Source organism: Pedobacter sp. V48 (assembly GCF_000523515.1).
Taxonomy (GTDB): Bacteria; Bacteroidota; Bacteroidia; order Sphingobacteriales; family Sphingobacteriaceae; genus Pedobacter.
Window position 1 is genome coordinate 1 of the sequence record NZ_AWRU01000032.1, and the last position, 14,400, is coordinate 14,400.

At 38.5% G+C, this 14,400-nt stretch carries 11 protein-coding genes and 2 pseudogenes; 8 read left to right on the top strand and 5 right to left on the bottom strand.

The genetic code is table 11. The features are described 5' to 3' along the window. Window positions 1–83 precede the first annotated feature (83 nt). The 4 genes and pseudogenes from N824_RS21875 (at window position 84) to N824_RS21890 (ending at window position 2,899) form a co-directional block, all read left to right on the top strand. Window positions 84–632, top strand: a pseudogene (locus tag N824_RS21875) (RNA polymerase sigma factor). Window positions 633–682: 50 nt separating this feature from the next. Next, the gene (locus tag N824_RS21880) at window positions 683–1,210 is read left to right on the top strand and encodes a hypothetical protein (RefSeq protein WP_048907279.1); all 528 of its coding nucleotides are present in this window, start codon (window positions 683–685) and stop codon (window positions 1,208–1,210) included. Window positions 1,211–1,223: 13 nt separating this feature from the next. Beyond that, on the top strand, window positions 1,224–1,670 hold the full coding sequence (locus tag N824_RS21885; RefSeq protein ID WP_048907280.1) for a hypothetical protein: 447 nt from the start codon (window positions 1,224–1,226) through the stop codon (window positions 1,668–1,670). Window positions 1,671–1,705: 35 nt separating this feature from the next. Further along, on the top strand, window positions 1,706–2,899 hold the full coding sequence (locus tag N824_RS21890) for an aspartate aminotransferase family protein (protein ID WP_048907281.1): 1,194 nt from the start codon (window positions 1,706–1,708) through the stop codon (window positions 2,897–2,899). Here N824_RS21890 and N824_RS21895 read toward each other — a convergent pair. The 4 genes and pseudogenes from N824_RS21895 to N824_RS21910 all read right to left on the bottom strand — a co-directional run bounded on the left by N824_RS21895 (window position 2,896) and on the right by N824_RS21910 (window position 9,363). Further along, window positions 2,896–3,816 (bottom strand): DUF58 domain-containing protein, encoded by a 921-nt coding sequence (locus tag N824_RS21895; protein WP_048907282.1) that lies wholly within the window; start codon window positions 3,814–3,816, stop codon window positions 2,896–2,898. The genes N824_RS21890 and N824_RS21895 overlap by 4 nt on opposite strands. Before the next feature lie 64 nt (window positions 3,817–3,880). After that, a complete protein-coding gene (trxA, locus tag N824_RS21900) occupies window positions 3,881–4,201 on the bottom strand; it encodes a thioredoxin (RefSeq protein WP_048907690.1) in 321 nt (106 codons plus the stop codon). Window positions 4,202–4,351: 150 nt separating this feature from the next. After that, a pseudogene (gene dnaE, locus N824_RS21905) lies at window positions 4,352–8,786 on the bottom strand (DNA polymerase III subunit alpha). Window positions 8,787–8,880: 94 nt separating this feature from the next. Further along, window positions 8,881–9,363: a lipocalin family protein gene (locus tag N824_RS21910; protein WP_048907283.1), complete on the bottom strand. Its 483-nt coding sequence runs from the start codon at window positions 9,361–9,363 to the stop codon at window positions 8,881–8,883. Between the two features lie 148 nt (window positions 9,364–9,511). On the opposite strand from N824_RS21910, the gene mdh reads away from it, so the two are divergent. Both mdh and N824_RS21920 read left to right on the top strand, forming a co-directional pair. Continuing rightward, window positions 9,512–10,450 (top strand): malate dehydrogenase, encoded by a 939-nt coding sequence (gene mdh, locus N824_RS21915; RefSeq protein WP_048907284.1) that lies wholly within the window; start codon window positions 9,512–9,514, stop codon window positions 10,448–10,450. A 24-nt stretch (window positions 10,451–10,474) separates the two neighbouring features. Continuing rightward, entirely contained in the window at window positions 10,475–10,897 is a 423-nt protein-coding gene (locus tag N824_RS21920) for a retropepsin-like aspartic protease (protein ID WP_048907285.1), read from the top strand. A 125-nt stretch (window positions 10,898–11,022) separates the two neighbouring features. Here the strand turns inward: N824_RS21920 and gyrB are convergent, their stop codons facing one another. Continuing rightward, window positions 11,023–12,981, bottom strand: coding sequence for a DNA topoisomerase (ATP-hydrolyzing) subunit B (gene gyrB / locus N824_RS21925; protein ID WP_048907691.1), 1,959 nt, complete (start codon window positions 12,979–12,981; stop codon window positions 11,023–11,025). A 214-nt stretch (window positions 12,982–13,195) separates the two neighbouring features. Between gyrB and N824_RS21930 the strand changes: the two genes are divergently transcribed. Beyond that, window positions 13,196–13,792: an OmpH family outer membrane protein gene (locus N824_RS21930; protein ID WP_048907286.1), complete on the top strand. Its 597-nt coding sequence runs from the start codon at window positions 13,196–13,198 to the stop codon at window positions 13,790–13,792. A 65-nt stretch (window positions 13,793–13,857) separates the two neighbouring features. Further along, complete coding sequence (locus tag N824_RS21935) at window positions 13,858–14,340, top strand: nucleoside deaminase (RefSeq protein ID WP_048907287.1); 483 nt, start codon at window positions 13,858–13,860, stop codon at window positions 14,338–14,340. The last annotated feature ends 60 nt before the right edge of the window (window positions 14,341–14,400 follow it).

Below are 14,400 nucleotides of genomic sequence, written 5' to 3' on the forward strand. Positions count from 1 at the left end.
GATTCAATTAATATTATTGAAGCAGCTCAAAAAGTAATTAAAAGAGCAAAAAAATAATATCACCTACAACCAAAATAGAATAAATGAAGCAGGTTGAAGACTCAGAGATTTTAGAGAAGTTCTCAAACACAAAAACTCGCGATGAAGCCTTTAACCTGCTTTTAAATAAATATCAACAAAAAATTTACTGGCACATCCGACGCCTAGTAATTGATCACGACGATGCGGATGATCTGGTGCAGGATGTGTTCATTAAGGTTTGGAAAAATCTCGATTCTTTCCGCAGTGACTCGCAGCTTTATACCTGGATCTACAGGATTGCTACCAACGAATCTATCACCTTTCTCAATAAAAAGAAACAAAGAAACAATACTCCTTTAGACGAGGTATCTGATGAACTGGCAGAGACCCTGGTGGCTTCATCTTATTTTAATGGGGATAAAGTACAGCTAAAACTACAGCAGGCATTATTAACTTTACCTGAAAAACAAAGACTGATATTTAATATGAAATATTTTGATGAACTTAAATATGAGGAAATTTCAGAKWTMAMWRRYWSCARKSYARRWGSTTTAAAAGNSTMWTKTCNWCATNKYWGYAWAAAAAMTTSAANNKTTTTTANWGCTAWRTGAAGACATTACCTTTTAAACCTTTTGGCAATTAATGCATCAATACATTTGTAATGAAACAAGATTTTGAAAACGATGAATGGATGAAGGGAGTTCGGGAAACCGGGTTTACTACTCCTGCGCATTATTTTGATGAATTGAGCGAAAGTATCAATGCCAGAATTAGTGCTGAAAAATTAAAATCTGTTATTCAAAATGACGGGCATATTGTACCAGATCATTACTTTGAAAAATTGCAAGCCAATATTTTAGCAAAAACAGTAGGTGAAACAAAACCAATTGCAAAACCTAAAGTTATACGCTTATGGAATTCCAATCTCGTTAAGTATGCTTCGGCAGCCTGCTTTTTATTAATAACTGGAGTAGGTTTGTATTTCAACCAACAACAAAGCCCTGCTCAACAAACAGTTTCTTCAGATTTGGCGACAGAGCAAATGTTATACGACATTGATGAGCAAGTAATTATAGATCATATTAGCAGTACCGATATTACACAGCCTAAGTCGACAGTGGCTGATACTGATTTAGAAAATTATATACTAACTAACTATTCGCAGAATGAGCTTGCAACAAGTTTATAATTTATAGAAAGAAATGAAAAATTTAACCATTATAACATTCCTTTTCGCATTTCCATTTCTTGCAATGGCACAAAAGCCAGATGACAAGAAACGCGAAGAAATTGAGTCTTATAAGATTACTTATTTAACCCAAAAACTTGAGCTTTCGGCTGAAGAAGCTAAGATCTTCTGGCCAATCTACAATGATTACCAAAAAGAACAAGCCCAGCTGCGCAAAGAGCGTGGACAAAAAATGATCAGTTTTAGAAAAATGCCTGAAATTGATGAACTATCTGATAGCGAAGTACAAACACTTATTGTTAATGATTTTAGCTTTAAACAAAGAGAACTAAACCTCGACAAGAAATATTACGCAAAACTAAAAGCGAGCTTACCGATTAAGGTTATAGGAAAATACTATAGGGCACAGGAAACCTTTAAACGCGAACTACTATCAAGGTACCGTAATAAAAGGCCTTAAAAAGGTGTGTAGCGAAATAATTCTTACCTTTGTGCATGCTTACACAACGTCAGTTATTTCTTCACCATAACGCTCAAACCACATTAGAGCCTCTTCTTTTAGAATTCAATAAAGCCAGCGGAATGTATCTTTATGATACTGAGGGCAAAAAATATCTCGACTTAATTGCCGGCATTGGCGTTAGCAATGTTGGTCATTGTCATCCTGCCGTTGTGAAAGCAGTAAAAAATCAGGCCGAAAGTTACATGCATATCATGGTATATGGTGAGTTTGTTCAAAGTCCACAAGTCAATTTTGCCAAAGCCCTTGCAGATGTTCTTCCTGCCAATTTAAATTGCACTTATTTTGTAAATTCTGGGGCAGAAGCCGTTGAAGGCGCAATGAAGCTTGCAAAACGCTATACAGATCGTACAGAAATTATTTCCTGCAACAATTCCTATCATGGCAGCACTCAAGGTGCTTTAAGTTTAATGGGAAATGAGGAGTTCAAACAAGCTTATCGCCCGTTATTACCTCATATTAAATTTATTGAATACAACTCTCTACCTGATCTGGATCTCATCACTACAAATACCGCAGCAGTATTTATTGAAACCATACAGGGTGAAGCAGGAATTAGAATTGCCGATAAAGCCTATTTTAAAGCGCTTAGAGAGAAATGCACTGCTACAGGCACCTTATTAGTGCTTGACGAAATACAATGCGGTTTTGGACGAACTGGCAAGCTATTTGGTTTTGAACATTTTGACATTGTGCCTGATATTCTTTTACTGGCCAAAGGTATTGGTGGCGGGATGCCTATCGGTGCATTTATCAGTTCAAAAGAGATTATGATAGCACTGGCAACCAACCCGATACTTGGCCACATTACAACCTTCGGCGGTCACCCTGTTAGCTGCGCTGCTGGTCTGGCAACATTACAGGCCATTCTTCACGAAAATATTGTTGACGGAGTAACTGAAAAAGGTGAGCTGTTTAAGAAATTACTGGTACATCCGGCAATAAAGGAAGTGCGTGGTAAGGGTTTAATGATTGCGATCGAGTTTGAAAACTTCGAAACAAACAAAAAGATCATTGATGCTTGCATTGCTGATGGCGTAATAAGCGACTGGTTTTTACATTGTAGCAACTCTATGCGTGTAGCCCCTCCACTAATTATTAGCAGCGAGGAAATTGAATACGCCTGTTCTGTTATTTTAAAGAATACCGAACTGATAACAAATTCTTAGCTCATCTTTTGTCTTTTAATGAGGTAGGCCTGCAATATGGGATTGAACCCGGCAGAGATATCGGCATCAATCATATCGATCTTATATTGAGTACACTTAAGCTGAATGGATTGTCTGTAACTACTCATTTTTAACAGATATGCTTCTTTTACTTTGGACGTATGCGCCTTAAGAGTGGCACCGGTTTCCATATCTACAAACTCATAGGGTCTGTTTTCAAAGCCGAAATCTACTTCCTTTGATTTATCGGTAACATTAAAAATAATTACTTCGTGCTTGTTAAACTTTAAATGTTGCAGTGCAGAAAACAACGCTTCAGTTTCATTCTCATCCTGCATGGTATTCAGCATATCACTGAAAACTACCACTAATGAGCGTTTATGAATCAGTTCCGCTATCTGATGCAATGCCTGATCAACATTAGTTTTTACATCCATCTTTTGAGATTTCAATATCCCTTCCAGATGTGTAAATAAATATTTTTGATGTGTTGTAGTAGATTTTGCCGGAGTATTTAATAACAAATGATCTGTAAAAAGACTAAGGCCAAAGGCATCACGTTGCCGTTTTAATAAGTAAATTAATGCTGCAGTGGCTTGTATTGAAAAATTAAGCTTATTGTATTCGTTTATTGGGAAATACATAGAAGATGATACATCTATGATAAACTGGCACCGAAGGTTGGTTTCCTCTTCGTACCTTTTACTGAACAGTTTATCTGTTCGGGCAAACAATTTCCAATCAATATTCTTAACACTATCGCCTACATTGTAAAGCCTGTGTTCTGCAAATTCAACGGAAAAGCCATGAAACGGACTCTTATGAAGACCGGTAATAAAGCCTTCTACCACCTGTCGGGCAAGAAGTTCTAAATTACTGTTAAAGTGTAAGGCTTGTTCATCAAATGGCGACTGCATAGTGTAAATATAAAAAAAGCGTTCATAAGTTATGAACGCTTTTTTTAAACTAGTATATGTTGAGTTATAATAACTGCTTATCTAATTTCTGTGCTAATACAGATTTTGGAACTGCACCAACTTGCTTATCTACAACCTGACCGTCTTTAAAGTACAACAATGCAGGAATGTTGCGGATTCCGAACTGAGTTGAGATCTGAGGGTTGTTGTCTACATTCACTTTACCCACGATTGCTTTTCCTTCGTATTCTTTTGAGATCTCATCTACTGATGGTCCAACCATGCGACATGGACCACACCATTCTGCCCAAAAATCAACCAAAACGGGTTTATCTGATTTTAATACAACTTCCTCGAAGTTTGCATCTGTAATTTCCAAAGCCATAATTCTTATTTTTATTTTATTTTTTTCTATTGAAATCAACGGTTAAAAGCCTGTGACATAAACTCTGTGAGTATAAACTTATCAGGCTATTGCTGATGCAAATATATAATCAATTGTAGTGCCATCTACTTTACTAATGCCAAAATGACATTAGTTCAACTTAGGGTGAACATCCAAACTCTGTAATTGTTCTAAAAGTTGATTACTAGGATTGATTTTAACCGACTTAGAAGGCATTTTAATGTTCACATTCTGTTCCCTATCATAAACCTCAAAAAGTAGCTGGCAATTTTGCTGATCAGTATTGGCCTTATTGTCTTCTAATATAGCATTAATTTGAGTCATAAAGTCATCGTCTATCCTTTCAAGTGGCACCTGAATGGTGACAGACTTGGCCAACTTATCTCTTAATTCCGAAAGCAAGTTAATCGAAGTGATCTTAAACTCCCAGTCTCCCTCTTTTCTAAACCGTTCTCCAACCCTCCCGCGAATCTGCAGAAAATAGCCATCAGTAAGAAACTGCTTAAATTTAATGAAATCATCACCAAACAACGCAAGCTCACAACTGTCATCATAGTCTTCAAAAACCATAGTTCCAAAAGGCTTTCCGGTTTTAGTCATCCTTTGAGCCGCTACCACTACTAACCCTCCTACAACCAGTTCCCTGTTCTTTATTCCTTCAAACTCTGCAAGTACCTCTTCGTTTGTATCGCCGGTTCTTATCTTGTTAACCACAGAAAGGTGTTTAACCTTTTGCTGGCAAAATTCTTTTAATTCTAAACGGTAATTGTCAAGCGGGTGACCACTCAGGAATATCCCAATGGCATCCTTTTCAAATTTCAACCGATCAATTAAACTCCATTCCGGTGCAACCGGAAGCGATGGTTCTGAAATCATATCGGCAACCGAACCTCCAAATAGAGACGATTGAGACGAGGATTCATTATTCGAAAAATCATTGGCAAACTTGATAAGCTTCTCAATACCGTTCATTTTCTCANNTNAACCCRCANNRWRAARTNNRTTKTGSYYKANNTGRTAWYMRARGMSWTNSWRATRMRSCAYTGKAWRCAAARSYCTCSYATGCTTTTTTATTTACTGTCCGGGTATTAGATCTTTTGGCAAAATCATGAACATCTTTGTACATCCCATTAACATTACGCTCTTCAATGATACTTTCTACCGCCTTATCACCAACTCCTTTAATACCAGATAAACCAAAACGGATTTCACCCTGCGGGTTTACAGAAAACTTAATATCCGACTCATTGACATCCGGACCTAGTACCTGAACCCCCATTTGCTTACACTCTTCCATAAAAAAGGCAACCTGTTTAATGTCACTCATATTATTTGACAGTACTGCAGCCATATATTCAGCAGGATAATGAGCCTTTAAATACGCCGTTTGGTAAGCGATCCATGCATAACAGGTGGAGTGAGATTTGTTGAAGGCATAGGATGCAAAGGCCTCCCAGTCTTTCCAAATCTTTTCAAGCGTAGCAGGGTCGTGTCCTTTCTCTGCAGCCTGGGCTACAAATTTGGGTTTCATCTTATCCAATACGTCCTTTTGCTTTTTACCCATGGCCTTACGCAAAACGTCAGCCTCACCTTTGGTAAAACCCGCAAGTTTTTGCGATAAAAGCATCACCTGCTCCTGATATACGGTGATACCGTAGGTTTCCTTTAAATATTCTTCGCAGGCATCAAGGTCATACTGAATCTCTTCCTCTCCGTTTTTCCGGCGTACAAAGCTTGGAATATACTCCAAAGGTCCGGGGCGATACAGTGCGTTCATAGCAATTAAGTCACCAAAAACGGTAGGTTTCAGCTCCTTCATGTATTTCTGCATTCCATTACTCTCGTACTGGAAAATACCTATGGTTTCACCGCGTTGGAAAAGCTCATATGTCTTTTCATCATCGATAGGGAAATTATCAGGAYYWWKRTCKMMWMMAYGSCCWAGTTTTACAAGCTTTACCGTATCCTTAATAAGGGTTAGCGTTTTTAACCCCAAAAAGTCCATCTTTAACAAACCAGCACTTTCTACAACAGAGTTATCGAACTGTGTTACATAAAGATCAGAATCCTTAGCTGTAGAAACAGGAACGAAGTTCGTAATATCATCAGGCGTAATAATTACCCCACAAGCATGTATACCTGTGTTGCGTAAAGATCCTTCCAGAATCTGTGCCTGCAGGATGGTTTCGGCACTTAAGTTTTTAGCCTCAGATAATACCTTTAATTCTAAAACCTTTTCGTATTCGTCTGCCCTTAAAGCCCCTTTTAAGGTCTTTTCGTCAAGCGTAAATATCTTGGCCAACTTCATGTTGGGTATGAGCTTGGCTATTTTATCAGCTTCAAAAAGTGGCAGATCCAGTACACGTGCAGTATCTCTGATAGAAGATTTTGCAGCCATGGTACCATACGTAATGATCTGCGCAACCTGGTTTGAGCCGTATTTTTTAATTACATAGTCCATTACCCTACCACGGCCCTCATCGTCAAAATCGATATCAATATCGGGCATGGATACACGATCCGGATTCAGGAAACGCTCAAAAAGGAGGTCGTATTTAATGGGATCTATGTTGGTGATCCATAAGCAATAGGCAACAACCGATCCCGCAGCAGAACCACGGCCCGGCCCAACAGAAACATCAAGGTTTCTGGCCTCAGCAATAAAATCCTGTACAATAAGGAAGTAGCCTGGATAACCTGTTTTTTCGATCGTCTGCAGCTCGAAATCAAGTCGCTCAGTAATTTCAGGCGTAAGCTCGCCATAGCGTTTTTTAGCACCTACATAAGTAAGATGGCGCAGGAATTTGTTTTCTCCACGTTTTCCTCCATCTTCTTCATCCTCGGCAACTAAAAACTCTTCCGGGATATCGAACTTAGGTAAAAGCACCTCACGGGCAAGTTTATAGATCTCAATTTTATCTACAATTGACTGTATATTTAAGATTGCTTCGGGAAGATCAGCAAAAAGTGCCTTCATCTCATCCGAAGATTTGAAATAGTATTCCTGATTAGGCAAACCATAACGAAAACCCCGGCCACGACCTATTTGTGTAGCTTGTTTCTCGCCATCTTTTACACAAAGTAAAATATCATGCGCATTTGCATCCTTTTTACCAATGTAATAGGTATTGTTGGTAGCCACCATTTTCACTTCATGCTTACGTGCCAGAGAAACAAGAGAGACATTTACAATATTCTCATCATCCTGGTTGTGACGCATCAACTCGATATAAAAATCGTCGCCAAATTGTTCTTTCCACCATAGCAAAGCTTCTTCTGCCTGGCGCTCTCCAATATTCAGCAATTTGCTGGAAATCTCTCCGTAAAGGTTTCCGGATAGTACAATAATATCTTCCTTATATTGCTCTATCACCGCCTTATCTATCCTTGGCACATAGTAAAAACCTTTGGTATAGGCAATGGACGACATTTTTGCCAGGTTATGATAGCCATTTTTATTCTTGGCCAGCAATACCATCTGATAACCATCATCTTTACGTTTTTTATCTTCGTGGTTTTCACATACAAAAAACTCACATCCAACTACTGGTTTTAAAATAACATCAGTAGGTTCCTCTCCTTTTTCTAAAGCAGCAGCATTTTTAGCCTCAATAGCTTTATTATGATTGAGTACCTGAGTTACAAAATGAAAGGCCCCCATCATATTTGCATGATCGGTCATCGCAACAGCAGGCATTTTCTCTGCAGCCGCCGCCTTTATAAGTGCAGGAATATTGATGGTCGACTGTAGAACAGAAAACTGCGTATGGTTGTGTAAATGTGCAAAAGAGGCAGTTTTAAGCTCTTCTTTATTACCTGCAAGTTCCTGTTTAGAAGGTCCACCGCTGCTTTTTTGCAACCTTTTTCTGATATCATCAGAGGCCGACTTAAGGTTTATATGTGTTAAACCGATGCGGTTTATTACTCCAGGGTTCTTTTCTTTAAAAAGCCGTAAATAGTTCTGGTCTGCCTGTAACTGATCAGGTCTGAAGGTATCAATTTTCAGAAGTTGAAAAAAGCAACGTGTAGTTGCCTCTACATCGGCAGTAGCATTGTGTGCTTCCGAAAATGGCTCACCAAAAAGGTATTCATGAAGTTCAGTTAAATTAGGTAATTTAAACCTGCCCCCTCTACCACCTGGAAGACGCAACAGCTCGGCCGTAGTTTCTGTGCAGGTATCAAGAACAGGCATCTGTGTCATCGGACTTTCTACCCCCATCCTATGAAACTCACAGCCCATAATATTAACATCGAAACCAATGTTTTGACCTACAATAAATTTTGCCTTAGAAAGTGCAATATTAAATTTACCTAACACTTCCTGCAGCTCAACACCTTGCTCCTGAGCAAGTTCAGTTGAAATGCCGTGAATACGCTCGGCATCATATGGAATATTAAATCCGTTCGGATTTACAAGATAATCCTGGTTTTCGATTAGATTACCAAACTCATCATGAAGCTGCCAAGCAATTTGAATACACCTGGGCCAATTATCAGTATCAGTAATCGGGGCATTCCAATTGCGTGGTAAACCTGTAGTTTCGGTGTCAAAAATCAAATACATATTGTAATTAAATTACTCGTTTCGGAATTCAAGAATGGAAGTCCAAAAATACGTATTTTTTGCCGGCGATGTAAGGTGTTTCTAAATTTTAAGATCAGGCCAGTGCGGTATCAGCAGAAGAAAGAATGTGATGTTCCTGAGAAACAAGCTTTGAGGTATCATAACCACGCCGCCCACACCTGTCAATAATTTCTGCAAGTAGTTTATCAGCCATGCCTGGTTTACGCGATAGAATAGAAAGATGCCTGTGCTTAGGATGCCCAACTACAGCATACGAATAATCATCGGCCAGTTCCACTACCCAATAATCAACCTTAAAAGGCCAAACATATTGAGCCTTTAAAATAGCATTATTACTGCCCCTGGTTACAAAAAGTTTTGATCGGGTATATCTTTGCTCATCAGTTCCAACAACCTTATATGTAGTAAATACAGCGTAGTAACCATCGGGGTGTATTACATAAGTTTCCGTAGTTTGATACCAGTCTTTATCCATAATAGTAGGTATGGAACATAGCGAATACCATTTGCCTGCATAAGACATTATATCAACTTTTTGTACTGGTATATTTTCCATAAGCCCCCCTATTTTTTCACTCGATTAGCAAATGTAAATTCTTTATCATAAAACCAGCAATAAAGAATAAAGTTTTAAAAACCATTTTTTAAACTCATGTATTTTTCTAACTTCGAAGGTAAGGTAACATATGTAAAAAACTATATTTATGAAGATAACGGTTGTGGGTGCAGGTGCCGTTGGCGCTACTTGTGCAGATAATATTGCCAGAAGAGAATTAGCTGAAGAGCTAATTTTACTGGACATTAAAGAAGGTTTTGCAGAAGGCAAGGCAATTGATATGATGCAAACGGCCGCTCTATTAGGCTTTGACACTAAAATTACCGGTGTTACCAACGATTATGCCAGCACGGCAGGATCTGAAGTTGTGGTTATAACTTCGGGCTTACCGCGTAAGCCGGGAATGACCCGTGAAGAGTTAATTGGCATCAACGCCGGAATTGTAAAGGGTGTTGCCGAAAATATCTTAAAATACTCTCCGGACACCATTATCATCGTGGTTTCGAACCCAATGGACACCATGAATTATCTGGCCTTAAAAACTTCAGGACTACCTAAAAACCGTGTAATAGGAATGGGTGGTGCTTTAGATTCATCAAGGTTTAAATATTACTTAAGTCAGGAATTAAGCTGTTCTCCAGCTGATCTGAATGCCATGGTTATTGGCGGTCATGGAGATACGACTATGATTCCTTTAATTAACCATGCCACCTGGAATAGCATCCCTGTTACCCAATTCTTAAGCAAAGAGCAACAAGAAAAAGTTGTTGCCAGCACTATGGTAGGCGGCGCTACTTTAACTAAACTAATTGGCACATCTGCATGGTACGCGCCCGGTGCAGGTACTGCTGCAATGGTTGAAAGCATTGTACGGGACCAGAAAAAACTGATCTCATCTGGGGTGTTCCTGGAAGGCGAATACGGACAAAAAGATATTTCATTAGTTGTTCCGGTAATTCTTGGTAAAAACGGTGCTGAAAAAATACTAGACATTCAATTAAGTGATACTGAACAAGCCACCTTTAACAAAAGTGCTGATGCTGTTCGTAACATGAATGACGTACTTCATGAGATGAAACTCGTTTAAACTAGGGTATACAGATCTGCTTAAATGAGACCAATCTCAATACCCTTAATATTAATAAGCTTACAAGACGACGGTTTCCACCTACTGGTGGAAATTGTTGTTTTTGGACAAAAATTATTTGCAGTCGTTGATACAGGGGCATCCAGATCGGTTTTTGACAAAACCTTTGTTAAAGAACACCTAAAGGAACTGGAACACAGCGAAGAGACACAGGCGACCACATTATTCTCTACCTCAAGTACATTACAGGCGATAATACCAACTATAAAAATTGGCAGCCTTGTATTAAAGGATTATGAAACTGTAGCACTAGATTTGGAAACAGTAAACCAGGCTTACGAAAACCTTGGGCACCCACCCATTATAGGCATTCTAGGCAGTGATTTACTCTTGAAATATCAGGCAGTAATTAACTATAAAAAGATGAAACTATACCTTTATAGATAAGTATATCTAATATATGTATAAGATTTCCAACCTTAGCCGGGAACTTAAAAACAGTCTACAAAAAAAGGGTGTATCATAAACTTTTTTATGATACACCCTTTTTAGTATTCTTGAAAGCTTAAAAATTAAGCATCAATTTTAGCATATTTTGCGTTTCTTTCAATGAACTCTCTTCTTGGAGCAACATCATCGCCCATAAGCATAGAGAATGTATGGTCGCACTCTGCAGCATTTTCAATTGTTGCCTGCATTAATGTACGTTTTGCCGGATCAAGAGTTGTGTCCCACAGTTGTTCTGCATTCATCTCTCCCAAACCTTTGTAACGTTGAATATGTACGCTTTCTTCTTTACCAGCACCTTTTAAACGCTGTACCGCAGCATCACGTTGCTGATCATTCCAGCAATATTCAAATTCTTTACCTTTTTTAACCTGATACAACGGGGGAGCAGCGATATAAACATATCCAGCCTCTATCAATGCTTTCATATACCTAAAGAAGAAGGTAAGAATAAGCGTAGTGATGTGAGATCCGTCGATATCCGCATCCGTCATGATTACGATTTTATGATAACGAAGTTTGGTAAGATTTAAGGCTTTATCATCCTCTGGAGTACCAATACTTACGCCAAGAGCAGTAAACATATTTTTGATCTCATCATTTTCGTAGATCTTATGTTCCATTGCTTTTTCAACATTCAGGATCTTACCTTTTAGAGGTAGGATAGCCTGAAAATTACGATCTCTACCTTGTTTGGCAGTTCCACCTGCGGAGTCTCCCTCCACCAGGTATAGTTCACATTTTTCCGGATCGCTATCTGAACAATCGGCAAGTTTACCTGGAAGGCCTGAACCTCCCATAACACTCTTGCGTTGTACCATTTCGCGAGCTTTACGCGCCGCAGCACGGGCAGTAGCCGCAAGAATTACTTTATTAACAATTGATTTAGCTTCTCTGGGATATTCTTCCAGGTAAATACCAAGGGCCTCACCCACAGCAATATCAACCGCACCCATAACCTCAGAGTTACCTAATTTGGTTTTGGTTTGGCCCTCAAACTGAGGCTCCTGAACCTTCACAGAAATTACTGCAGTTAAACCTTCTCTAAAGTCATCACCTGTGATTTCAAATTTAACTCCTTTAAGCAATCCTGATTTATCAGCATATGCTTTTAATGTTCTGGTTAAACCTCTTCTAAAACCGGCAATGTGTGTACCACCCTCATGTGTGTTAATATTGTTTACATAAGAGTGAACGTTTTCTGCGTAGCTGTCGTTGTACTGCAAAGCAAGTTCAACAGGAATACCATTTTTGATTCCTTCAACATAAATTGGTTCAGCAATTAAAGACGGGCGGTTACCATCAAGAAACTGAACAAATTCTTTCAATCCACCTTCAGAATGGAAAAGTTCTGTACGGAAAGTTCCATCATTATTTACTTCACGCTCATCAGTAAGTGTTAAACTGATGCCTTTATTTAAGAAAGATAGCTCCCTTAATCTTGAAGCCAGGGTATCATAACGATACTCTGTTGTTTGGGTAAATATGGTAGCATCTGGTGTAAAGGTTACTATGGTACCGCGTTTATCGGTATCACCGATAGATTTTACTTCGTATAGCGGTTTACCAATATTGTATTCCTGTACCCAGATTTTTCCTTCCCTATGTACTTCTGCTCTTAAATGGGTCGACAATGCGTTTACGCAACTTACCCCCACACCGTGTAAACCACCAGATACTTTGTAAGTATCCTTATCGAATTTACCACCTGCGTGCAGAACTGTCATTACAATTTCTAGTGCAGATTTCTGCTCTTTTGTGTTAATTCCTGTTGGAATACCACGTCCGTTATCTTCAACTCTTATCGAGTTATCTTCAAGAATATTTACATAAATGGTATCGGCGTGTCCTGCCAATGCCTCATCAATCGAGTTATCTACAACCTCATACACCAGGTGATGTAAACCTTTAACTCCTGTATCGCCTATATACATCGAAGGGCGCTTACGCACCGCTTCTAAACCTTCTAAAACCTGTATATTATCTGCCGAATAATTTGAATTAGGATCCTTTTCTTCGCTCATATTTTTAAATAAAACAATTAGACTCAAATTTAACCATTTATGGCCAATTAACGGCAAATGTGGATAACTATTTGACTTAAAACAGCCAAAAATCATCCGAAAAAAAACAGTTCTTTAGGATACTAAATTTGAAATTTTATATTTGTTGAAATTTATCACTCAGAAATGGGCAAGAGGATAGGTTTATAACCCAGAAAAAACAAATTAAACACTAATGAAAACAAAATCAACATTAGGCAGTATAGCTACTGCTGTAGCCATAGTTTCTTTAATGGCATCTTGTCAGAATAAAGAAGAGAAAGCTGGCGCAGCTATTAAATCTGAGCCAACTACTGTTTCAAATAACGAGAAAATCGTTTACGTGAACTCTGATTCATTGCTAACAAAATATCAGTATTTTAAAGACATTAAAGTAAAATTAGAAGCAAAATCTAAAACAGCTCAAGCTGATCTTGGATCTAAACAACAAGCGTTTCAACGTGAAGTTGCTGCTTATCAACAACAGGCAAATACTTTACCTGCTGATCAAAGAGCTAAAACTGAAGAAAGATTAGCACGTAAACAACAGGAATTACAGGCTTATCAGCAAAATGCAGGTGCTGCACTTCAAACTGAACAGGCTACTGAAAACGAAAAACTTTACGACAAAGTTGCTGATTACCTGAAAGGTTATGCAAAAAAGAAAGGTTATAAAATGGTGTTGACTTATTCTAAAGGAAACAGCGCAATTTTATTTGCTGACGAAAGTTTAGATGTAACCAGTGAAGTTATTATTGGATTAAACGATACTTACAAACCAGCAACAAAATAATGCCGGTTTATTAACATACAAGGTGCCCCGAATTATCGGGGCATTTTTTTTGCACCACAATTTATATGGAAAAATTAAAAGAGCACGAAAAATTCATGAAGCTGGCAATTCAGCTTTCTGAAGAAAATGTTTTAGAAAAGATGGGTGGACCTTTTGGTGCCGTTGTAGTAAAGAACGGGAAAGTTATTGCGAAAAGTGCCAATATGGTTACCGCAAGTAACGATCCTACTGCACATGCAGAGGTTGCTGCGATAAGGCTGGCCTGCAAAAAACTAAAAACATTTGATTTAAGTGGATGTGTGATCTATACCAGTTGCGAGCCATGCCCGATGTGCCTGAGCGCTGTTTACTGGGCAAGGATTGATACCATCTATTACGCAAATACAAAAATAGATGCAGCAGATATAGGCTTTAGCGACAAATTCATTTATGATGAAATTCATAAATCTATGGCCGATCGTGTACTTCCTTTTAAGCAAATGCTTAGAGACGATGCGCAAAGAGCCTTTAAGCTTTGGAGTAAAACTGCAGAGAAGACAGAGTACTAGCCTTTTCTGTAACTTATGACTGCCTTGTCACGTCTTATATTAAACAACGTAACGACAATG